We start from the raw sequence: 19,969 nt of genomic DNA, 5'->3' as shown, positions 1-19,969 counted from the left end.
ACCCGCGCGGCGGCGCGGGCAACCGTTTCTTTACCCTAATTGCGGATTAATCGGGGCGTTCGCGGTCGTCAGTCTGCAGGAAAGCGAGGGGTTCGTCCGGGCATGGCATCGGCCGAAACAGGTTCACCAGTCCGTCGGGTTCTCGTCGTCGACCGCGATCCGGTCTTCCGGCGCTTCGTGCGCGAGGAGGCAGCATCGCGCTCGGGCCTGGCGCTCGTCATCCTCGAAGCCGAGAGCTGGAGCGAGGCGCGGGCGGCCGACGATGCGCCGGTCGACGCCATACTGCTCGGGATCGACGGCGCCAACGGCGAGCGGAGCGCCGATCTCGCCGCCGCCGCCGCCGAGGCGCCCGTCATCGCGATCAGCGGCACCGGATCGCTCGGCCTGGCGGTTGCCGCCATGCGGGCTGGCGCCGCCGACTTCCTGGTGCGGCCGACCCGACCCGAAGCCGTCGCCGAGGCGATCGAGCGGACGCTCGAGCCGACGCCCAGGCCGACCCTCGTTCCGGCCGGGTCGGCGCGGCAGACGGCCCGCGCCCCGTCCTCCGATTTCGAGCGGTTCATCGGCCGTTCGGAGGTGATGCGCGGCGTTTTCGAGCTGATTTCGCGGGTCGCCAGTTCGAAAGCGCCTGTTTTCGTCACCGGCGAGAGCGGAACCGGCAAGGAACTGACCGCAGAGGCGGTCCATGGCCGGTCCGGACGCACCGGCGCCTTCGTCGCGCTCAATTGCGGCGCGATCCCGCGCGACCTGATGGAAAGCGAGATTTTCGGCCACGTTCGCGGCGCCTTCACCAGCGCCAACGAGGACCGCGCCGGCGCCGCCGAGCTCGCCAATGGCGGCACGCTGTTCCTCGACGAAATCTGCGAAATGGCGCCGGACCTGCAGACCAAGCTCCTGCGCTTCATCCAAACAGGCACGCTGCGCCGGGTCGGCGACACGCGGTCCAGGCCCGTCGACGTGCGCTTCGTCTGCGCGACCAACCGAAACCCGGAGGCCGAAGTCGCCGCCGGCCGGTTCCGCGCCGACCTCTACTACCGCCTGCACGTCCTGCCGGTTCATCTGCCGCCGCTTCGCGAGCGGTGCGAGGACATCCTGCCGATCGCGGACGCGACGCTGCTGGCGTTCGCCGCGGAGGAAGGCCGCGGCTTCACGCGGTTCGACGCGGAGGCCCGCGCCCTGCTCGTCCACTACGAGTGGCCCGGCAACGTGCGCCAGCTGCAGAACGTCATCCGCCGCGCCGTCGTGATGAACGACGGGGACGAGATCACCGCCCCGATGCTGGCGATGGCGCTCGCCCGGGCCGGCCAGACCGGGGTCGACACACCCGGCCACGGCACAGCCGCCGGCAGCCCGATCAAACAATCCGGGACGATCGAGCCTTTCTGGCTGCAGGAGCGGCGCATCATCGAGGACGCCCTGTCGGCCTTCGACGGCAATGTCGTCCAGGCCGCCGCCGCCCTGCAGATCAGCGCCTCCACCATCTACCGCAAGAAACAGGGCTGGACGGCCGAAATCCGGGTGGCGAACTCGGCCGCCTAAGCGCGCAAAAACGCTGCGTCCGCTTGCCGCGGCCCGTTTCCATGCGCCAATATGACGGCCGGATGCGGCGGCTGAACGAAAAGGCCGTGCTTCGGGGGGTGAAATGATCCGTTTTTTCCGCAGCGCCCTGGTCGGCGCCATCGTGTCGTGGCTCGCCGTGGCGCCGGCCGTCGCCGACGAGACCCTGAGGGCGCTGGCGAGTGAGGCCGAACAGGCCGCCGCCGCCGGCCAGACCCTGGAGGCGCTGGACCTCGCCGACCGGTTCGCCCAGGCCGTATGGCAGATGGTCCCCCTCGCCTTCCGCAAGACCGCGCTGGTCGATTCCGCGCCGACCGCGTTCGGCCGCGAAAAGCCGCGCGCCAGCAACGCCTATTTGGTCGACGAGGAGATCCACATCTACGCCGAGCCGGTGGCATTCGGTTGGATGTCCACCGGCGAAGGTTACCGGACCGACATGGTCGCCGACGTCAGGGTGGCGACGGCCGAAGGCAAGATCATCGTCGGCCACAAGGCGTTCGCGGAGTTCCAGATCGCGTCAGCGGACCGCAATGCGGATGTTTTCCTGGCGCTGACCTACGTGTTCGGCGGGCTCGGCCCCGGCGACTACGTGGTCACGACCACGCTCACGGACCGGGTCTACGGCAAGACAGCGGCCTTCTCGCTGCCGATCACGATCAAGCGCGGCTAGATGACCTGAACGTCGACGCGGTCGGCATAGAAGGCGAGACAGCCGGCGATCTCCGCGACCGCCGAGTAGGGCGTCTCGTAGGACCACACCGCGTTGCGCCCGGCTTCCCCCAGCGCGGGGATCGAGAAATAGCAAGCCTCTCCCTTGAACGGGCAGTAGCTCGCGTGCTCGCTGGGCTCGAGCCGGTCCATCGCCGCGTCCGCGCGCGGCAGGTAGTAGACCGGCGGATAGTGCGCCTCCCGCATCACGAGGGCGCGATCGCTTTCGGCGACAACCTGGCCGCCGGCGAGGACGGTGACACGCTGTCTTGCCGGCGCAATCGTGATCGGATGGTCGGGTCCGGGCAGTTTCATCGGATACTCCCCATCGGACAACTCAGTGAGGGGGATCAGCCCCTGCCCTCCCGCTCCAGACCGACCAGCGCGGCGCGGATCGGCGGCAAGCTGAGGGCGGCGATCGTCAGGACACCGTAAACCACGGCGAAGGTGAGCGGCAATCCGGCAGGTCCCTGCGACTGCATCGCCAAACTGGTGATCCAGGGGCCGATCAGGGCGCCGATCCCCCACATCACGCCGAACGCGGCGTTCGCCGCCACAAGGCGGATGCCGGTCAGATACTGGCCGATCAGGGTTATGGCGATCGTATAGACGCCGAAGGCCGCCGCGCCCCAGAAGAACAGGAACACGTAGGTCAGGACATGGGACAGCGGCAGCAGCGGCAGCACGATGGCACCGGCGAACGCGGCACCGGACAGCAGCGCCAGCAGGACACGGCGGTTCATCCGGTCGGCGAGCCAGCCGATCGGAAACTGTAGGATCACGTTGCCGGTAACCAGCACCGACAGGGTGATGATCGTCACCGTCTGGGTCTCGCCGCGACCGAACGCGTAGACGACCCACAGGGCGAAGGTCGCGGCGTCGAAGAAGGAGAATACCGCAACGGCGAGCAGCAAAACCGGGATCGCCAGCATGACCCTCGGCAACTCGCGAAACGAAACCTTCTCCATCGCCGGCACCACCGTCCTGAGCCAGAGCACGGGCGCGCCCATGAGAAGGTAGATCACCGCGACCGAACCGAACGAGACGGCGCCCTGATAGCCGAGCACCGGGACGAGCAGCGGGCCGAGCGCGAACAAACCGGAAATCACGGTGGTGTAGGTGCCGATGACACGGCCGCGAAACCGTTCCGTCGCGAGGACGTTGATCCAAACCTCGCAGATGACGAACAGAGCATTGGCGCCGATGCCGAGCAGGAAGCGCAGGATGCCCCAGACAACGAGATCCTCGGTCAGTCCCAGAAGCGTCATGGTCGCGGCGGTTCCCAGCAGCGACCAGACCGCAATCCGCCAGGCACCGAACCGCCCGGTAAGCCACGGCAGCATGAGCGAGCAGACGAGGACGCCGAGGCCCTGGATCGCCGCCAGCACGCCGATCGTCACGGTCGACACGCCGCGTTCCTCGAGATTGAGGGCAATGGCGGGGTAGATGTAGCCGACCGACAGCGCGAACGCCCCGATCACCGCCATGACGGCGGCCAGCGCGGGCAGCGGTAGATCGCCATTGGCTCGTGTATCGGTTTGTGGGCCTGCCATCGCCTTCGGCTCGCATGCGAAAGTAATTTCGCGATAGACGAAGGCCGCAGGCGGTGCAATCCGAATCCGGCGCCCGCCAGATTCCCGCAATTCGCGAACAGCTTGGCCCAACGCGCGCAACCGATGATAGGGTTGCGAAGGGAACGCGGATTACCGAATCGCGGGATGGGGGAACAGACAGTCGATGCGGGGAAACGAGAAAGACGGCGCCTGGACCAGGCCCCTTCGCATCCATCTCGGACTTGTCTTCGTTGTCCTGTTGATCGGTATCGCCGGGCCGATGCTCTGGCTTTCCTACGACCGCGGGCACGACGCCGCCTACGAGGCCATCGACCTCGAAATGGCATCGATCTCCGAACGCATCGTCGACCATTACCGCATCGCGTTCGCCGACAAGCTGGCGATGGCGCAACTGGCCGCCGCGCTTGACGACATGGCGACGTCGCCGCCGGCCAGTCTCGACGAAAAGCGCAGCTTTCTGTTCGAGACGATCGAACTCGCGCCGGAACTCGACGGCATCTTCGTCGGGTATCCCGACGGCCGCTTCCTCCGCCTGGTGAGCCTGCGCGAAGGATCGCCCTGGCGCGCGCCGCTGAAAGCGCCGGAAGACGCAGCCGCGGCGCTGGAGATGATCATCCCCGACGCGGCGGGCGGTCCGACCGTGCGCTGGACCTTTCTCGGCGCCGATGGCGAACCGACCTCGTTCATTCCGACCAAGCCGACGGATTTCGATCCGCGCACGCGGATCTGGTATCGCGAGGCGTCCCAGGCGACAGGGCCGATCGCCACCGAGCCGTATTTCATGCCGTTCAGCGGCGCCTACGTGAAGACCATCGCCCTCAAGCACAAGACCGATCCGGGCGTGGTGATCGCCGCCGACGTTCTCATGGATACGGTGGCGCGATTCCTGGACGAGGAGCGGGTCTCACCGAACGCGCAATCCTACATCTTCGATCCGAACGGCAAACTGATCGTCCACTCCAACCCGGTCCTGATGGCCGAACTCACCGAGATCGCGGACGGTCAACGCGGCGACGACCACGTCGACTTGGCCGAGCACGACACGCTGCTGCCTCAGATCGACGCGGCGCTGAAGACGCTCGGCAGCGGCCGGACGCATTTCGCGCACGCCGGAAAGATCTACGAGGTGCTGCTCGCGCCGATCGACTTCGTCTCGGCGTTCGCGGGCTACACCATCGCGGTCGCCGCACCGCGGAGCGACTTCACGGCCGAAGTCGACAGGGGGCTGCATCAGGGGCTAGCGATCGGCGCGGCCGTTCTGGGCGTCGGCATCGTCATCACCATCATCATTTCGCGGCTGATCAGCCGCTCGCTGATGACGCTCACCGGCCAGGCCCTGCGGCTGAAGGATTTCGATTTCTCGGAGCCACCGCCCCTGCGCTCGCGGATCTCGGAAATCGTTACGCTGAACGGCGCACTCGCCTCCGCGCGCATCGCGATAAGCTCGTTCGGGCTGTATGTGCCAAAGGAACTCGTCCGCCGCATCGTCGATTCGGGCCTGTTCGACCGGCGCGCCGCGGTGCGGGAAACCGTCACCGTCATGTTCACCGACATCAAGGACTTCACGACGATCTCGGAACGGAACGCCCCGGAGACCGTCGTCTCCATGCTGTCCGACTATTTCGAGCTGTTGAATGGCTGCGTGGAAGCGAATGACGGGACAATCGTGCAGTTTCTGGGCGATTCCATCAACGCAATGTGGAACGCGCCCATCGCCTCGCCCGACCACGCCCTGGACGCCTGCCGCTGCGCCCTGCAGATGAAGGCGGCGCTGGCGGACTTCAACGCCGCCCAGCGCGCCGCGGGAAAGTCCGAGCTGATCACGCGCATCGGCATCCACACGGGGCCGGCGGTGGTCGGCAATGTCGGGGCCGAAGACCGGCTCCAGTATACGGCGATGGGCGATACCGTGAACGTCGCCTCGCGGCTGGAAGGGCTGAACAAGGAGCTCGGCACCGAGATCCTGGTCAGCAAACAGACGCGCGAACTGTGCCCCGGCGATATCGAATTTACCGCGCGGGGCGAAGTTCGGGTAAAAGGGCGGGCGGAGCCGCTCGAGGTGTTCGAGCCACACCGCATCGTCGCTCCGGCGCAAAGCGGGACATAAACAGGAGACCTGGTACATGATCGTCGAGATGGTCAGCTTCGAAGCCCCCGAGGGCATGAGCAACGATGACATTGTCGCGGACGCGCGCGGCGTCGTCGCCCACTGGCAGGCCAATCCCGATCTCGTCCGCAAGCATTTCGTGCGCGCTGCGGACGGAAAGCTCGCCGGGATCTATGTCTGGCCGAACAAGGAGGCCGCGCTCAAGGCGCATGACGCCGCCTGGATCGCCCGGTTCAAGGACCGCACGGGCACGGAGCCGACCTTCGCCTATTTCGACCTGTTCATGCTGATCGACAACGAGGCGGGCACGGTCAGCGAGTTTCCCCTTCCCTAAATCTCCCGGCCGGGTTCACGTAGCGGCAGGGCTGGCATGCGCCGTGGGCGATAGGCGGCCGGCAAGCGCCGTGCTATGGGCGGTGAGGAACGTCTTCGAAGGTCCCCGATCATGTCCGACGCGACCGGCCGCACGGCGGACAACGCCGCGTCCATGCGCCCTGCCCTCGTGGTGGCGCTGTCGATCTTTCTGCTGTCGGGAATGGACGCCATCGTAAAGGGGTTCGGTCCGGAATCCTCGATCCTGCAGATCGTCTGGTTGCGCTACGTGATGGGCGCGCTGTTCGCGTTCGTCGTCTTCCTGGCGACGGGACCGCACCGGATCACCCGGCAATCGCTCAAGTCCAACGGCCTGCGCGCGTCGGTGATGATCGTCGCCGCCGGATCGTTCTTCTACGCCATCACCCGGATGCCCCTGGTCGAAGCGGTGACGCTGTCTTTCACCGCGCCGATCTTCATGATCCTGATTGCCCGGCTGATCCTCGGCGAGCCGGTCACCGTCCGCGCGATCGGGGCCGTCGGCCTCGGTTTCGTCGGGATTGTCGTCGTCGTGGCCGGGGACATCGGCTCGGGTCAGTCGCTGACGCCGACCGGGATCGCGGCGGCGCTGTTGTCGGCGATCGCCTATGCGCTCGGCATCGTGCTTCTGCGCAAGCACTCCGCCCACGACGCCATTCCCGTGCTGATCTTCCTGCAGGCGATCCTGGCGGCCATCATCCTGACGCCGGTCGGGATCGCGACCTGGAACGGGATCGGGATGAACGACCTGATCGCGTTCACCGTGGTCGGACTGCTCGGCACCACTGGGCACCTGCTGATCGCCTGGGGGTTCAAACATGCGGCGGCCGGCCGGCTGGCGCCGCTGGAATACACCAACCTGCTCTGGGCGACCGCGTTCGCGATGCTGTTCTTCCAGGAACGGCCCGGTCCGGCCACCTATCTCGGCGCGGCGCTGATCATTCTCGCCTGCCTGATCGCCACCCGCCCGGGCTGGCCGATCTTCCCGCGGCGACGCTACACGGCCTCCGGCGACTGAGCCCGAATCGCCCGCGCCGACCGCTCCGCCCCTTGACAGTCCCACCACCCCAACTTATCTCGTTCAGCGACTGCTGGCACTCATCAATCGAGAGTGCTAACAGCCGTCCCAAACACTCTGTGAACCCGTGGCTCCGCGAAGAGAGCCGCATAATTTGGAGGGTACTTTACATGCACTTTCGTCCTCTGCACGACCGTGTGCTTGTGAAGCGCATCAGCGAAGAAGAGAAGACCGCGGGCGGCATCATCATCCCGGACACCGCCAAGGAAAAGCCGAGCGAAGGCGAAGTCGTCGCCGTCGGCCCGGGCGGCAGGGATGAGGCCGGCAAGCGTATCACGATGGATGTCAAGGCAGGCGACCGGATCCTGTTCGGCAAGTGGTCTGGCACCGAGGTGAAGGTCGACGGTCAGGATTACCTGATCATGAAAGAGTCCGACATCATGGGCGTCATCGAAACCAAGGCTGCGAAGAAGAAAGCCGCGTGACCTGACGGGTCTCTGCGGTTTTTTTATTTCTGCGCAAGCACTTAACAGAGGTAGCAAGAAATGGCTGCGAAAGAAGTCAAATTTTCCCGCGACGCCCGTGAGCGCATGCTCAACGGCGTCGACATCCTCGCCAATGCGGTGAAGGTGACGCTGGGTCCGAAGGGCCGCAACGTCGTTCTCGAGAAGTCGTTCGGCGCGCCGCGCATCACCAAGGACGGTGTGACGGTCGCCAAGGAGATCGAGCTCGAGGACAAGTTCGAGAACATGGGCGCCCAGATGGTGCGCGAGGTGGCGTCGAAGACCAACGACATCGCCGGTGACGGCACCACCACCGCGACCGTTCTCGCCCAGGCGATCGTACGCGAAGGCGCCAAGGCCGTCGCCGCCGGCATGAACCCGATGGATCTGAAGCGCGGCGTCGACATGGCCGTCGAAGAAGCCGTCGCGAACCTCCAGAAGCGTTCGAAGAAGATCAAGACCTCCGAGGAAGTCGCCCAGGTCGGCACGATCTCGGCGAACGGCGATCGCGAGATCGGCGACATGATCTCCGAGGCCATGCAGCGCGTCGGCAACGAGGGCGTGATCACGGTCGAGGAAGCCAAGTCGCTCGAGACCGAACTCGAGGTCGTCGAAGGCATGCAGTTCGATCGTGGCTATCTCTCGCCGTACTTCATCACCAACGCCGAGAAGATGATCTGCGACCTCGAGGATCCCTACATCCTCCTGCACGAGAAGAAGCTGTCGAACCTCCAGGCGATGCTTCCCGTTCTCGAGGCGGTCGTCCAGTCCGGTCGTCCGCTGCTGATCATCGCCGAGGACGTCGAGGGCGAGGCCCTGGCCACGCTCGTCGTCAACAAGCTGCGCGGTGGTCTGAAGGTCGCGGCCGTGAAGGCGCCGGGCTTCGGTGACCGTCGCAAGGCCATGCTCGAGGACATCGCCACCCTGACTGGCGGCCAGGTGATCTCCGAGGACCTCGGCATCAAGCTCGAGAACGTCACCCTCGACATGCTGGGCAAGGCGAAGAAGGTCAACATCACCAAGGAAGAGACCACGATCGTCGACGGCTCCGGCAAGAAGAAGGACATCGAGGGCCGGGTCGGTCAGATCAAGGCCCAGATCGAGGAGACGACCTCCGACTACGATCGCGAAAAGCTGCAGGAGCGGCTGGCGAAGCTCGCCGGCGGCGTTGCGGTGATCCGTGTCGGCGGCGCCACCGAGATCGAGGTGAAGGAGAAGAAGGATCGCGTCGACGACGCCCTCAACGCCACCCGCGCGGCGGTCGAGGAAGGCATCGTTCCCGGCGGCGGCATCGCTCTGCTGCGCGCAAAGACCGCGGTTACCAAGCTCTCCTCGGACAACGCCGACATCCAGGCCGGTATCAACATCGTCCTGAAGGCGCTCGAGTCCCCGATCCGGCAGATCGTCGAGAACGCCGGTGTCGAAGGCTCGATCGTGGTCGGCAAGGTGCTGGAGACGAAGGGCGATACCTTCGGCTTCAACGCCCAGACCGAAGAGTATGGCGACATGGTTGCCCAGGGCATCATCGACCCGACCAAGGTCGTTCGCACCGCCCTGCAGGACGCCGCTTCGGTTGCCGGCCTGCTGATCACCACCGAGGCGATGGTGGCCGAGCTTCCCAAGAAGGAATCCGCGGCTCCGGCCATGCCCGGCGGCGGCATGGGCGGCATGGACTTCTAAGAAGTCTCCCGCCTATTCGCAGATACGAGGGGCGGCCTCCGGGCCGCCCCTTTTGTTTTGCCGTATGCCCTTCCCGCGAACACACATCGTTGCGCCCGGTTTCTAACTCTGGTTGAATTTCCCTTGGGGGAAGTGCAATGGACCGGGGTGCGGACCGATGAGGGCGCGATCGCACCGGCGGCTGACGATCGCTGCCGCGTTTGCGTTCGCGCTCGTCACGACGTCTGCGGCCGCTTCCGAAACCCACTCTCCGCGCTGGCACCTGTTTTTCGGTCTCGACGGCGCCGAGGACTCCTTCTTCGGACACGGTGGCCTGGTCTGGGCGCCGGTCGGCGATCTCGACCATACCGGCTGGCGGCTCAGGGCCAGCGTCAACGGCGGGCAGTTCAACTACCTCGCAGGAACCGTCGATATCACCGGCCGCCTGCTTTCGGCGGAGGTGATGCCGGGATTCCAGTGGATCGGCGGCAACATGGGACTGACGGTCTATGGCGGCCCGACGGTCCAGGATCAAACGACCGAGCCCTACGATCCGGGCAAGTCGCCGCAGGGCACGCGCCTGGGCGCCAAGGCGCTTGTCGAGGGCTGGCTGCGGCTGACGGACAGCACGTTCCTCAACGGTTCAGCCTGCTACGCCACCGCCGCGGAGACCTATTGCGCCAGGATCGCGATGAGTGTCGACATCGCGGCGAACATCAGTCTCGAACCGGAAATCGCGGCCTTTGGCGAGCCGGGCTACGACCAGCAGCGCTACGGCCTGCTGATCGGCTACCGGCCGTCGCGCGCCATACAGATCAAGGCCGGAGGCGGCTGGGCGGTCGAGCCGAACGCCGACGGCCCCTATGTCGCCGTGCAGGTCAAGATGTGGAAATGATCGCGATCGGCTCTCAGCCTGGAACGGCCGGACCGCGACCAGCCACCAGCAGAAATCCCGTCCGCGCGATCAGCACTATCATGACGATCGCCGCCAGCGAGACGCCGATATCGCCCCACACGCCGAGGGGCAGATCGAGGGACGTGGCGACGATGGCACCGATCGAACCGGCGAATACGCCGGTAAACGTCACGCTGACCGGCATGACCACCGGCTCGTCGTCGAGCCATTTCGGCCTGGCTGGCGAACGGTAGACCCGCTGGACGGTCATGAACATCACGACCACCACGGCGAGCACGACAACCGAGAGAAGGAAGACCATCGATACCCCCCCCCCAAAGGGGACGACCGTCCCTGCTGCGCGAGACGCCCTCGCGCATGGCTCGCGGCGGAGTTCTCGGCTTTCGTAAGGCGCTGCCCGGCTGCGGGATATCACGCCTGCCGGGGGCACTTTCCAGGCCGGACGCTCCGTCCGACGGGTCAGATAGTGCTCCCGGGTTCCGGCTTTCGCAAGTCCGTCCATGGGGTCACAAAAATAAAATCCGCCGCCTCTTTCAAACCGAGCGCTTTCGACAGATATCATAAGCGCGCCGGCGCCGTTGCGCCCGCCCCGAGGCCCGAAAGGCCCGTGGATCCCCGAAGGAAGACCTACTCGGATGTCTACCCCGTTGGAACCTGTCGCGTCGCCGCGTCCGGCTTCGGCCATCCTCGCGATCGCAATCCTGAACACGATCGGCATGACGATCCTGTTCGGCTCCGAAATCGGTTTCGTCGCGCTCGCGCTGGACTGGTCGGCAGCCGGCCTTTTGCACCTACCGCCGGAGATCTACCTGCCGCTCGGCGCCATCCCGATGACCTGCGCCCTCATCGCGACCGTCTGGATTGCCAAAAGGACGTGGGCCTACGAAACCGGTCACGGCACCGACTAGTCCCCCGGGCTAGGCTCCCAGGCGCTGCATCACGCTGTCGTAGAGCGAGTTGCGGGCCTGGAACACATACTCAGCCTGCGCGACGCCGACCGTGTCGGCGCCCTGCTCGCGCAGGTACTCGGCCAGGGGGTGGATCGCGCCGACCGGGCAGTGAAGCACGAGCGGCCCGTTCTTCTCGACACCGTAGGGCGCCTCGCAGCCGAAGCGACCGATCACGCCGTCCGCGATCTTGCGCGCGTCTCCCGGCACGACGGCACGGACCTCGCGGATGGTGCGAGCGCGCTCTTCGGCGGCGATCCGGTCGAGAAGGCTCTTCAGCGCACGGCGCTGCCGGCCGTTCCATGCCGCCCTCAGGGACGCGACCAGATTGGCCTCGCTCTTCAGGATGACGCCGTCATCGAGGATCTTCAGCGCGTTGGCGGCCAGCGTCGCGCCCGTCGTCGTGATGTCGACGATCAGATCGGCCGCGCCGGACGCCGGCGTGCCTTCCGTGGCGCCCAGGCTTTCGACGATCAGATAGTCACCGACCGAATGCTCGGCGAAGAAGGCGCGGGTCAGGTTCACGTATTTGGTCGCGACGCGCAGTCTGCGGCCGTGGCGGGCATGGAATCCCTGCGCCACGTCGTCGAGGTCCGCCATGGTGCGCACGTCGATCCACATCTGCGGCACGGCGACGACGACGTTGGCACCGCCGAATCCGAGCGGGGTGACGAGCGCGACGGCCTTGTCGGCATCGGGGATCACTTCGCGAACGAGATCCTCTCCGGTAATGCCCAGATGAACGGCGCCGGCGCCGATCTCGCGGGTGATTTCGGAGGCTGAAAGAAACAGCACCTCGACGCCGGGCACGCCGTCGATGACACCGCGATAGTCGCGGGCGCCGCGAGAGCGCTTAACGGCAAGACCGGCGCGGGCGAAGAACTTGTCGGCGTTTTCCTGCAAGCGCCCCTTCGAAGGCACGGCGATCAGCAGCGTTTCGCTCATGCCGGCTCCTCCCCGACGAGACGGTCTATCCAGATGGCGCATCCCACGGCAGGGATCTCCCGCGGCGCGCCCAGGAGACTCAACAGCTTGTCGTAGCGACCGCCGCCGATGACCTGGCCCGCTTCGCGGTGGGCCGGATCGTAGATCTCGAAGACGAAGCCCGTGTAGTAATCGAGCCGGCGGCCGAACTCGGCGGAAAAGGTGACGCGGTCCAGCGAGACACCGCGCTCGACCATGGTCAGGAACCGGCGGGCGAGACCGACCAGATTTTCGTTCACGTCGAGACCGGCGCCATCGGCAATCTCGGTAAATTCCTTCAACGCCGTTTCCGGCTCGCCGCGCACGGCGGCAACACGGGTCAGCACGTCCCGGGCCGTTTCGTCGAGCCCGCGTCCGCCGGCAATCTCGGCCTGTTCCAGCAGGCGCTCGGCGATCTCCTGCGGACTGCGGCCGCCGATCGGGGCGATGCCGGCAACCGCCACCATCTCCTCGACCGCCGCACGGGCCGCCTCCGGGTCGGTGCGCGCGAGACCTGCGAGGAAGGCGTGGCGCTTGTCGTCCGCAGCCAACGGCGCCGGCTTGCCCGACAGGACTTCGGCAAGACCGCCGGGCCGGCCGAAGGCGGCGCGCAGGCGGCGCGGCCACGGCTCGGGCAGCCCGAGGGCGGCGACGAAGGCCATGAACAGGCCCGGATCGCCCAGCCTGATCTCGGGATCGCTCAGGCCGAAACGGCTGACCGCATCGAGCGACAGGGCAATGATCTCGGCGTCGGCGTGATCGCGGTCTTCGATGCCATAGAGTTCGATGCCGGCCTGGGCGAATTCGCCCGGGGTGCCTTGCTGGGGACGGTAACGGAACACCGGCCCGAGATAGGAGTAGCCGGCGGCCTTGTCGGCCGCCGGACCGGCGAGATGATCGAGGCTGACGGGGATCGTGTAATCGGGCCTCAGGCACAGCTCGCGGCCGGAGGGGTCCTGCACGAGATAGAGGCGGCGGCGAATATCCTCGCCCGACAACTCCAGGAATACCGAGGCCGGCTGCAGGATCGGCGGATCGACGCGATTGAGCCCGCGCTCGGCGAAAAACGCGAGCAGCGCGTTCAGGCTTGAGTCTTTGTCGGCGGGCCGGATCATCGATCTTGGTCCGTTTGCGCGGGGGTTATCTCAGCGAACACGAAAGAGTCGCTGCCTTTTAACAGGCAAGCGCGCGGAAGGCGACAGGCTGGCCCGTCGCCTTCGGCTCAGCGGTGTCGGCCGACGATTTCGCGGACGGTGTCGACGAGGTCGGCGACCGCCGCCTCGACCTGGGCGGGCCGCGCCTCTTTCCACTCGGCATGATCCTCGATCGCCTCGGCCAGACGGGCGCCCTCGATCAGGTCCTTGATTTGGACGACGCCGCGTTCGCGCTCGTCCGAGCCCTGGATGATCACGCAGGGGGCGTTGCGGCGGTCGGCGTATTTCATCTGCGCCTTCATGCCCGAGGTCCCCACATACATTTCGGCGCGGATACCGGCGGCGCGCAGGCCGGCCACCATCCTCTGGTAGTCGGCGATGCGGTCGCGATCCATGACGAGGACGACGACGGGGCCGAGCGTCTCCCTGGTCTCGACACGGCCGAGCGCCGACAGCGCGGCGAGGAGACGGCTGACACCGATCGAAAACCCGGTCGCCGGGGTGTCCTCGGGACGGAAACGGCCGACGAGACCGTCATAGCGTCCGCCGCCTGCGACGGACCCGAAGCGGGCCTTCTCGCCCTTCTCGTTGACCGTCTCGAAGGTCAGCTCCACCTCGTAGACCGGGCCCGTGTAGTATTCCAGGCCGCGGACGACGGAAGGGTCGATGATGATGCGGCCATCATCATAACCAGCGGCAGCTACAAGTGAGGCTATTGCCTGAAACTCTTCTACGCCTTCAGCAAATGTTGAATTAGCTCCATACTGACTTTCTTTCATTGCGGTCAGCATATCTTTCAATTTGACCGACTGACCGACCGGAGCCGTTTCTGAGGTGAACTCGTGGACCGGATTCAGGACGTTAGGCTGAGTATCAGTCCCGAGCGGCCTCCTGAGCCTAAGAAACCATTTAATGAGCGAAATCTGTTCCGGCGCCAGTCCAACACCGGGAGTAAGATCGCCGCTCGCGTCCCGACGACCGCTTGGTCCAAGCAGAAGTTCAACCGCCTTCATTCCCAATCGGTCAAGCTTATCTATGGCGCGCAAGGTCGGAACCCGCAAGTTCTCGGGGATCTTTGCCGTTTCCATCACGCCGTCGAGCACCTTGCGGTTGTTCACGCGGACGACGTAGTCGCCACGCGGGATGCCCAGCTCCTCCATGACGTCGGCGGCCATCATGCAGATCTCGGCATCGGCGGCGACCGACGCGGAGCCGACAGTGTCGGCGTCGAACTGCATGAACTGCCGGAAACGCCCCGGCCCCGGCTTCTCATTCCGGAAAACGTAGCCGTAGCGATAGCTGCGATAGGGTTTGGGCAGGCGGTCGAAGTTCTCGGCGACATAGCGGGCGAGCGGCGCCGTCAGATCGTAGCGCAGGCTCAGCCATTGCTCGTCGTCATCCTGGAAGGAGAACACGCCTTCGTTCGGCCGGTCCTGGTCAGGCAGGAACTTGCCCAACGCCTCGGTATATTCGATCGCCGGGGTCTCGACCGGATCGAAGCCGTAGCGCTCGAAGACATGGCCGATCGTCTCCAGCATGGCGCGGGTAGCGCGCAGCGTGCCGGTGTCTTGGTCCTGGAAACCGCGCGGAAGCCGCGGCTTCAGGCGATCCGCCTTGTCGGTCTTAGCCATCGATAAACGCCGTGAAACACTAGGAGAAACGCCCGCTAACACGCAGGCCGGCCCTACCTAGATCATCGCCGCCGATACGGCAAGGCGGAGCACCGAATACCGGCGGCACCGCCGTCAGTCGAACAGGGCGTCGATATCGTCCTGGGAGGCGACGCCAGTATCGTCTTTGAGCGCGGGGCCATGCATGATCGTGCCTTCGTCCCGCGTGCTTTGCGGAAGGACGAACGCCTCCAGATCGCTCCACAGCGACATCATCGTGTCGACGCGCTCCTCGATGAAACGCAGAGTATTCACGACCTTGGTAATGCGCTGGCCGGTCAGATCCTGGAAGTTGCAGGCTTCGAAAATCTTGACGGTGTGATCGCGGATGTCGTTGAGCAGATCGACACTCTCGCTGTCCTTCAGGCGGGCGCTGAGGTCATTTGCATCGTTGTCGATTTGCTCGGCGGCCAGAAGCAGTTGCTCGGTGGCCTGCTCCGTGCCCTTGACGACGGCATCCAACTGGTCGGTGACGCTGTGGATGTCCCTGCCACCCGGGCCGGCATGGAGCGCGGCGAGCTCGAGCTTGGTCGTGTTGATCGCGTGCTGGACCGACTCCATCTCGATGCGCAATTGGCGGGCCTCGTCGGCCCGGCCGCGATAATCCTCCACGATTTCCTTGGAAACCATCTGGTCGGCATCGCCGATCGAAGCGCGGATGTCGGCGAGCGCGTCCATGATTTCGCGGAATCTGGCTCCGTCGCCGTCCCCCCCGGCGCCACCCACGGTGCTACCGCCGTCGCCACTTCTCTCGCCCTGTTCCTGGGCCATTTCGATGCGAAAGCGTCGCGCCGCGGAAGCCATTTCACTGCCTCGTCTCAACCTAAATCCGAGTGCGCAATTTGCCCTTCGCGCCTTAATGAACCGTTCCCGGGTTCCGCGACGGGATCCGAAGCCGGATTGCTGAACGGGCGATGAACCAGAGGTTCAATGCGGGTTCAGCAGCACGCTCTCATTCTTTGCCTCGACGAACGGCGACAGACCCGCCGTCGGCGCAGTTCGAAGGAGAGCGACATGACCGCCAAGACTACCCTCCGCCGCATCGCCCGGTTCGCCGTCGGCGCAGCCATCCTGATGACCTTGCCACTGACCGCGGCCGCCGGCCAGGCGCAGTCCGAGGTCGCCACCCCGCGCGTCGCCGTCCCGCATGTTCCCGCCCCCGGCGGGGGTGCCGGCATAGCCGGATGCTGGTCCTCGCAGCGACTGATCTACGGCCCCTATGCCTTCTCGTTCTGCAACAACGGACGCTATGGCAGTTACCAGGTGCGCGGCGGCGGGCTGGCCTGCGACGGCAGCGTGACCGTCAGCCCCGGGCGCGACGGCACCGCCACCGTGCGGTTGAGCCGCAGCCGCTGCAACGGGCGCACCGACTGGAGCGCCGACTACCTGGTCTGCCGCGGTATTGGCGGCCGCGGCGTCGGCAATTGGGGCACCGGTTATGGCAACGGCGGGTACGGGCAATACGGGACACGCGGCCACCGCCCCGAGGTTGCCGTGCCGCGCGCACCGGCCCCGCGGCATCCGCGCGTCGCCATTCCAGCTGGCCGTCTCGACTGCACCTACTATCCGACGGTCGCCGGCTATCACCCGATCGGCCTGGCAATGGTCCGCAACTAGCTTCCCCGCTCCCATGCGGCCGCCAGGCTGCCGGCGGGCACGGTGTCCATCACCGTGCCCGTCTCTGCTGCATTAACGCCGCGTCAACCACTTCGGCAGATGCCGCGTCAACGTGAAGTCCGGTTTACCATTCGCTCGCCGGTCGCCGCCTACCCTCGCCTCACTGACGGGGAACGTGTGTATCTCCCCGCATCACGACGAAATGTAGAGCGAGTACGTCGATGAAACGCCTTCTCTTCGCGACCGCCCTTGTCGCCGCCGGAGCGGCCAGCCCCGCCGTCGCCAGCCAGTACGACAACAGCAGGATGCCGTTTCCCGCCCTGATGAACGCCCTGTTCGGCGAGCAGACCGCATCCGCGTCGACCGACCGGCGCCTGGATCCTTCGCGTCCGACCTACCAGCAGCCGCAATCCGCTCAGCCAAAAAGATCCTACAGACAGCCCGGCGTGCCCGCCCAGGGATCGCGCACGGCCAGCCAGCCTTCCGGATTCGTGCAGCCCGGCCAACGGCTGCCGAGCTATTCGGGCATGACCACGACGTCCAGGGGAAGCCGAAACGTCTCCGCGATTCAGCCGCCCCCGCGCACGCGCGCGGACGCCAGGCGTCAACTGCCGCAATTCAATCCGGCCTTCGCTCCGAAAGTCGTCTCGTATAACGGTCCGGAGAAGCCCGGCACCATCGTGATCAACACGAACGAGCGGTTTCTGTACCTCGTCCAGAACGACGGCAAGGCGATGCGCTACGGCGTCGGCGTCGGTCGGCCCGGCTTCGAGTGGGCCGGCACCCACAAGATCACCCGCAAGGCCGAATGGCCCGGCTGGACCCCGCCAGCAGCGATGAAGAAGCGCCAGCCCGGCCTACCGGATCACATGCCCGGCGGTCCCAACAACCCGCTCGGCGCGCGCGCCATGTATCTGGGCTCGACGCTCTACCGTATCCACGGCTCCAACGAACCCTGGACCATCGGCCGCGCGGTATCCTCGGGCTGCATCCGGATGCGCAACGAGGACGTGATCGACCTTTACGAGCGGGTCGGCGTCGGCACCGCGGTCAAGGTGATCTAACTCAAAGCCGGACGGACCGGCGACAGGATTTACAGGGGGAAGACGTCAAAGGCGGGCGGTCCGATCAACGGGCCGCCCGCCTTCTCTTTCGATGCCACTGACTTGTCGACAGTCCGCCTTCGGCGGCGAAACCCTATTGCCGTAGAAGCGTGCGGGCCTTGACGAAGAAGTCCTCGATCTCGCTTTCGAGATGGTTGGCACGCCCCTGAAGCCTTTCGGCGGCCGTCTGCAAGGCCTTGGATGCCGAACCTGTTTCCTCGACCGAGCGGGTGACGACGGCGATGTTGCCCGACACCGTGTCGGTTCCAGTACGCGCCAGCACCATGGACTCGGAAATTCCCTGCGTCGCCTCCGTCTGCGCGTGAACGGCCGTGGCAATGGCGTCGGAAATGCCGGCGATCTCGCCGATGATCGACGACACGCCGCCGATCGCGGAGACCGCACGGTCGGTTTCCCCGCGGATCAGGGCAATCTGCTCCTCGATACGGTCGGTCGCCTGGGCGGACTGGCTGGCGAGCGCCTTCACCTCAGCGGCGACGACAGCGAACCCTTTGCCGGCCTCACCGGCACGGGCCGCCTCGATGGTCGCGTTGAGGGCGAGCAGGTTGGTCTGCTCGGCAATCGCGCGGATCAGCTCGACGATCTCGCCGATCGCCGCGGCGGCCCGCTCGAGACCTTCGACCGTTTCCTGAGAGGCCCGCGACTCCATGACCGCCCGGTCGCTGATCTGCTTGGCTGTCAGGACCTGTCCTCCAACCTCGTCGACCGCCCCGGCCAAACGCGCGACCGCCTCGGCCGCGGCGGATACCTCGCGGTTCATGATCTCCGCCTGCTGGCCGATCTCCGCGGTCTTGGCGCCGCTGTCGTGCGTCGCCGATGCCATCTGGTCGGCCGTGGCCCCCATTTCCTGAGTGGAGCCGCGAACCTCGCGCATCAGGTCGGACAGTTCCTTTTCGAAGTGGTCCGTCACCTGCTCGAAATGGCCGAACTTCTCGCCCATCGAACGGGTCGCCGCGTTCATCACGTCGGCGGCATGACGGAACGAGCCGGAGAGGCCACGCCGCAATACCCGGCGGAAGAAGCGGCCATCACGCACATGGGCGAGCGAAGCCGTCGATTCACGGGCGAAGGCATCGACGATGTCGAGCTGGTGATTGATCGCCCGCATCAGCCTTCCCAGGCTGTCGCGCTCGCCTTCGCGGATGCCGATGATCCGCGCCTCGAGATCGCCGCGGGCGGCGCGCTCGCAAACGCCGGCGACCATGTCGAGTCGCTGCCCGAGGCGGCCCAGCTTACCGAGCAGCAGCCCCGTGGCGACGAGCATCGCCGCGGCGAGCACCGCAGTCGCTACCGGGCTGAACCAGGTTGCCGCAACGATCGCTATCGACAGGACGCTCGCCGTGACTGCCAGGAACCGTGCGCTAGAGAGAGAAGACGAGCTCGTCATACGGCATGCCTTTTTCTTTGAGCAGGGCTTGGAGCAGCCCGACAGAAGCCTCCAGGCCGTGCGCCCGGTTTTCATGCCGGGCTTCCTCGGCCTTCAGGTCGGCGTAGATCCCGGAGATGACAGGAAGCACACGCCGTTCCGGCGTGCGCCGGCTCGAGTGGTAGCCGATAATCGAGCCGTCCGGTCCGAAGCTCGGCGTAACATGGGCGAAGACCCAGTAGTGGTCGCCATCGGCCGCCAGGTTGACGACATAGGCGAAGATCTCCTTGCCCGCCTGAAGCGTTTCCCAGAGCAGCCAGAAGATCGCACGCGGCATGTCCGGGTGGCGGATGACAGAATGCGGCGCGCCCAGCGCCTCCGCTTCGGTCATCGCGGACAGGCGAAGAAACACGTCGTTGGCGTAGGTGATACGACCCTTCAGGTCTGTCTTGGTGACGATAAGCTCGTCTTCCAGGAAAGTCCGCTCGCGTCCGGTCGGCTTGACGGTGCGGGTAAGCTTGCGGCTTGGCGCACGAGGGGCTTTACCCCGGCGAGCCGCAGGAGTCCGTTGAAGCATTTTTGTCGGTCGCTCCCCCAAGAGGGATGTTATGGGCGCAACGAGACGTTTCGTTGCGAATAGGACCGACCCTAGAAGTTCGCACCTTAACGAAAGATGAAATGAGCACGGCACGAGTACTCCGAAAACGGCTTATAAACCAATGGTTTATCAGCCGA

Annotated in this window: 20 protein-coding genes; 11 read left to right on the top strand and 9 right to left on the bottom strand. The window is 65.8% G+C overall.

Annotation, left to right across the window (positions count from 1 at the left end):
- The first annotated feature begins 102 nt into the window (after nt 1–102).
- Nucleotides 103–1,539 (top strand): sigma 54-interacting transcriptional regulator, encoded by a 1,437-nt coding sequence (locus ACSF9G_RS14800; protein WP_436642853.1) that lies wholly within the window; start codon nt 103–105, stop codon nt 1,537–1,539.
- A gap of 103 nt (nt 1,540–1,642) precedes the next feature.
- Nucleotides 1,643–2,227 (top strand): hypothetical protein, encoded by a 585-nt coding sequence (locus ACSF9G_RS14795; protein WP_436642852.1) that lies wholly within the window; start codon nt 1,643–1,645, stop codon nt 2,225–2,227.
- Here the strand turns inward: ACSF9G_RS14795 and ACSF9G_RS14790 are convergent.
- Entirely contained in the window at nt 2,224–2,580 is a 357-nt protein-coding gene (locus ACSF9G_RS14790; protein WP_436642851.1) for a DUF427 domain-containing protein, read from the bottom strand. The genes ACSF9G_RS14795 and ACSF9G_RS14790 overlap by 4 nt on opposite strands.
- Before the next feature lie 35 nt (nt 2,581–2,615).
- Nucleotides 2,616–3,818 carry an MFS transporter gene (locus ACSF9G_RS14785; protein WP_436642850.1) on the bottom strand — a complete coding sequence of 401 codons (1,203 nt, stop codon included), beginning with the start codon at nt 3,816–3,818 and terminating at the stop codon, nt 2,616–2,618.
- 184 nt (nt 3,819–4,002) lie between these two features.
- Between ACSF9G_RS14785 and ACSF9G_RS14780 the strand changes: the two genes are divergently transcribed.
- From ACSF9G_RS14780 to bcsS, 6 genes are all read left to right on the top strand, one after another.
- Complete coding sequence (locus ACSF9G_RS14780) at nt 4,003–5,946, top strand: adenylate/guanylate cyclase domain-containing protein (protein ID WP_436642849.1); 1,944 nt, start codon at nt 4,003–4,005, stop codon at nt 5,944–5,946.
- 16 nt (nt 5,947–5,962) lie between these two features.
- Entirely contained in the window at nt 5,963–6,280 is a 318-nt protein-coding gene (locus ACSF9G_RS14775; RefSeq protein WP_436642848.1) for a hypothetical protein, read from the top strand.
- Nucleotides 6,281–6,391: 111 nt separating this feature from the next.
- Nucleotides 6,392–7,315: a DMT family transporter gene (locus ACSF9G_RS14770; protein WP_436642847.1), complete on the top strand. Its 924-nt coding sequence runs from the start codon at nt 6,392–6,394 to the stop codon at nt 7,313–7,315.
- A gap of 170 nt (nt 7,316–7,485) precedes the next feature.
- A complete protein-coding gene (gene groES, locus ACSF9G_RS14765) occupies nt 7,486–7,800 on the top strand; it encodes a co-chaperone GroES (protein ID WP_436642846.1) in 315 nt (104 codons plus the stop codon).
- A gap of 60 nt (nt 7,801–7,860) precedes the next feature.
- A complete protein-coding gene (gene groL / locus ACSF9G_RS14760) occupies nt 7,861–9,498 on the top strand; it encodes a chaperonin GroEL (RefSeq protein WP_436642845.1) in 1,638 nt (545 codons plus the stop codon).
- 157 nt (nt 9,499–9,655) lie between these two features.
- Nucleotides 9,656–10,372: a cellulose biosynthesis protein BcsS gene (bcsS, locus tag ACSF9G_RS14755; protein ID WP_436642844.1), complete on the top strand. Its 717-nt coding sequence runs from the start codon at nt 9,656–9,658 to the stop codon at nt 10,370–10,372.
- A 13-nt stretch (nt 10,373–10,385) separates the two neighbouring features.
- On the opposite strand, the gene ACSF9G_RS14750 is transcribed toward bcsS, so the two are convergent.
- Nucleotides 10,386–10,694, bottom strand: a complete 309-nt coding sequence (locus ACSF9G_RS14750; protein ID WP_436642843.1) for a hypothetical protein — start codon at nt 10,692–10,694, stop codon at nt 10,386–10,388.
- A 334-nt stretch (nt 10,695–11,028) separates the two neighbouring features.
- Between ACSF9G_RS14750 and ACSF9G_RS14745 the strand changes: the two genes are divergently transcribed.
- Nucleotides 11,029–11,301 carry a hypothetical protein gene (locus ACSF9G_RS14745; protein WP_436642842.1) on the top strand — a complete coding sequence of 91 codons (273 nt, stop codon included), beginning with the start codon at nt 11,029–11,031 and terminating at the stop codon, nt 11,299–11,301.
- Nucleotides 11,302–11,310: 9 nt separating this feature from the next.
- On the opposite strand, the gene hisG is transcribed toward ACSF9G_RS14745, so the two are convergent.
- The 4 genes from hisG to ACSF9G_RS14725 form a co-directional block, all read right to left on the bottom strand.
- Nucleotides 11,311–12,285 carry an ATP phosphoribosyltransferase gene (gene hisG, locus ACSF9G_RS14740; protein WP_436642841.1) on the bottom strand — a complete coding sequence of 325 codons (975 nt, stop codon included), beginning with the start codon at nt 12,283–12,285 and terminating at the stop codon, nt 11,311–11,313.
- The gene (locus ACSF9G_RS14735; RefSeq protein ID WP_436642840.1) at nt 12,282–13,418 is read right to left on the bottom strand and encodes an ATP phosphoribosyltransferase regulatory subunit; all 1,137 of its coding nucleotides are present in this window, start codon (nt 13,416–13,418) and stop codon (nt 12,282–12,284) included. Before ACSF9G_RS14735 ends, hisG begins: the two co-directional genes overlap by 4 nt.
- Nucleotides 13,419–13,525: 107 nt before the next feature.
- Nucleotides 13,526–15,088 carry a histidine--tRNA ligase gene (gene hisS, locus ACSF9G_RS14730; RefSeq protein ID WP_436642839.1) on the bottom strand — a complete coding sequence of 521 codons (1,563 nt, stop codon included), beginning with the start codon at nt 15,086–15,088 and terminating at the stop codon, nt 13,526–13,528.
- A 114-nt stretch (nt 15,089–15,202) separates the two neighbouring features.
- On the bottom strand, nt 15,203–15,931 hold the full coding sequence (locus ACSF9G_RS14725; protein WP_436642838.1) for a protein phosphatase CheZ: 729 nt from the start codon (nt 15,929–15,931) through the stop codon (nt 15,203–15,205).
- 210 nt (nt 15,932–16,141) lie between these two features.
- Between ACSF9G_RS14725 and ACSF9G_RS14720 the strand changes: the two genes are divergently transcribed.
- Nucleotides 16,142–16,744, top strand: a complete 603-nt coding sequence (locus ACSF9G_RS14720) for a hypothetical protein (RefSeq protein WP_436642837.1) — start codon at nt 16,142–16,144, stop codon at nt 16,742–16,744.
- Between the two features lie 221 nt (nt 16,745–16,965).
- Nucleotides 16,966–17,808: a L,D-transpeptidase gene (locus ACSF9G_RS14715; RefSeq protein WP_436642836.1), complete on the top strand. Its 843-nt coding sequence runs from the start codon at nt 16,966–16,968 to the stop codon at nt 17,806–17,808.
- 133 nt (nt 17,809–17,941) lie between these two features.
- Here the strand turns inward: ACSF9G_RS14715 and ACSF9G_RS14710 are convergent, their stop codons facing one another.
- Together ACSF9G_RS14710 and ACSF9G_RS14705 are read right to left on the bottom strand one after the other, a co-directional pair.
- Nucleotides 17,942–19,255, bottom strand: a complete 1,314-nt coding sequence (locus ACSF9G_RS14710) for a methyl-accepting chemotaxis protein (RefSeq protein WP_436642835.1) — start codon at nt 19,253–19,255, stop codon at nt 17,942–17,944.
- On the bottom strand, nt 19,230–19,811 hold the full coding sequence (locus ACSF9G_RS14705; protein ID WP_436642834.1) for a PAS domain-containing protein: 582 nt from the start codon (nt 19,809–19,811) through the stop codon (nt 19,230–19,232). The genes ACSF9G_RS14710 and ACSF9G_RS14705 overlap by 26 nt, the downstream gene beginning before the upstream one ends.
- Nucleotides 19,812–19,969 lie beyond the last annotated feature (158 nt).

Source organism: Microbaculum mangrovi (assembly GCF_051390635.1).
Taxonomy (GTDB): domain Bacteria; phylum Pseudomonadota; class Alphaproteobacteria; order Rhizobiales; family Tepidamorphaceae; genus Microbaculum.
Note: the sequence above shows the minus strand (reverse complement) of the source record. Positions and strands in the feature narration are given on the sequence as shown.

What these genes read in the sequence shown, in the direction of transcription:
- ACSF9G_RS14800 (WP_436642853.1), top strand. Translation starts at nt 103, where the DNA reads ATGGCATCGGCCGAAACAGGTTCACCAGTCCGTCGGGTTCTCGTCGTC.
- ACSF9G_RS14795 (WP_436642852.1), top strand. Translation starts at nt 1,643, where the DNA reads ATGATCCGTTTTTTCCGCAGCGCCCTGGTCGGCGCCATCGTGTCGTGG.
- ACSF9G_RS14790 (WP_436642851.1), bottom strand. Translation starts at nt 2,580, where the DNA reads ATGAAACTGCCCGGACCCGACCATCCGATCACGATTGCGCCGGCAAGA.
- ACSF9G_RS14785 (WP_436642850.1), bottom strand. Translation starts at nt 3,818, where the DNA reads ATGGCAGGCCCACAAACCGATACACGAGCCAATGGCGATCTACCGCTG.
- ACSF9G_RS14780 (WP_436642849.1), top strand. Translation starts at nt 4,003, where the DNA reads ATGCGGGGAAACGAGAAAGACGGCGCCTGGACCAGGCCCCTTCGCATC.
- ACSF9G_RS14775 (WP_436642848.1), top strand. Translation starts at nt 5,963, where the DNA reads ATGATCGTCGAGATGGTCAGCTTCGAAGCCCCCGAGGGCATGAGCAAC.
- ACSF9G_RS14770 (WP_436642847.1), top strand. Translation starts at nt 6,392, where the DNA reads ATGTCCGACGCGACCGGCCGCACGGCGGACAACGCCGCGTCCATGCGC.
- groES (WP_436642846.1), top strand. Translation starts at nt 7,486, where the DNA reads ATGCACTTTCGTCCTCTGCACGACCGTGTGCTTGTGAAGCGCATCAGC.
- groL (WP_436642845.1), top strand. Translation starts at nt 7,861, where the DNA reads ATGGCTGCGAAAGAAGTCAAATTTTCCCGCGACGCCCGTGAGCGCATG.
- bcsS (WP_436642844.1), top strand. Translation starts at nt 9,656, where the DNA reads ATGAGGGCGCGATCGCACCGGCGGCTGACGATCGCTGCCGCGTTTGCG.
- ACSF9G_RS14750 (WP_436642843.1), bottom strand. Translation starts at nt 10,694, where the DNA reads ATGGTCTTCCTTCTCTCGGTTGTCGTGCTCGCCGTGGTGGTCGTGATG.
- ACSF9G_RS14745 (WP_436642842.1), top strand. Translation starts at nt 11,029, where the DNA reads ATGTCTACCCCGTTGGAACCTGTCGCGTCGCCGCGTCCGGCTTCGGCC.
- hisG (WP_436642841.1), bottom strand. Translation starts at nt 12,285, where the DNA reads ATGAGCGAAACGCTGCTGATCGCCGTGCCTTCGAAGGGGCGCTTGCAG.
- ACSF9G_RS14735 (WP_436642840.1), bottom strand. Translation starts at nt 13,418, where the DNA reads ATGATCCGGCCCGCCGACAAAGACTCAAGCCTGAACGCGCTGCTCGCG.
- hisS (WP_436642839.1), bottom strand. Translation starts at nt 15,088, where the DNA reads ATGGCTAAGACCGACAAGGCGGATCGCCTGAAGCCGCGGCTTCCGCGC.
- ACSF9G_RS14725 (WP_436642838.1), bottom strand. Translation starts at nt 15,931, where the DNA reads ATGGCTTCCGCGGCGCGACGCTTTCGCATCGAAATGGCCCAGGAACAG.
- ACSF9G_RS14720 (WP_436642837.1), top strand. Translation starts at nt 16,142, where the DNA reads ATGACCGCCAAGACTACCCTCCGCCGCATCGCCCGGTTCGCCGTCGGC.
- ACSF9G_RS14715 (WP_436642836.1), top strand. Translation starts at nt 16,966, where the DNA reads ATGAAACGCCTTCTCTTCGCGACCGCCCTTGTCGCCGCCGGAGCGGCC.
- ACSF9G_RS14710 (WP_436642835.1), bottom strand. Translation starts at nt 19,255, where the DNA reads ATGACGAGCTCGTCTTCTCTCTCTAGCGCACGGTTCCTGGCAGTCACG.
- ACSF9G_RS14705 (WP_436642834.1), bottom strand. Translation starts at nt 19,811, where the DNA reads ATGCTTCAACGGACTCCTGCGGCTCGCCGGGGTAAAGCCCCTCGTGCG.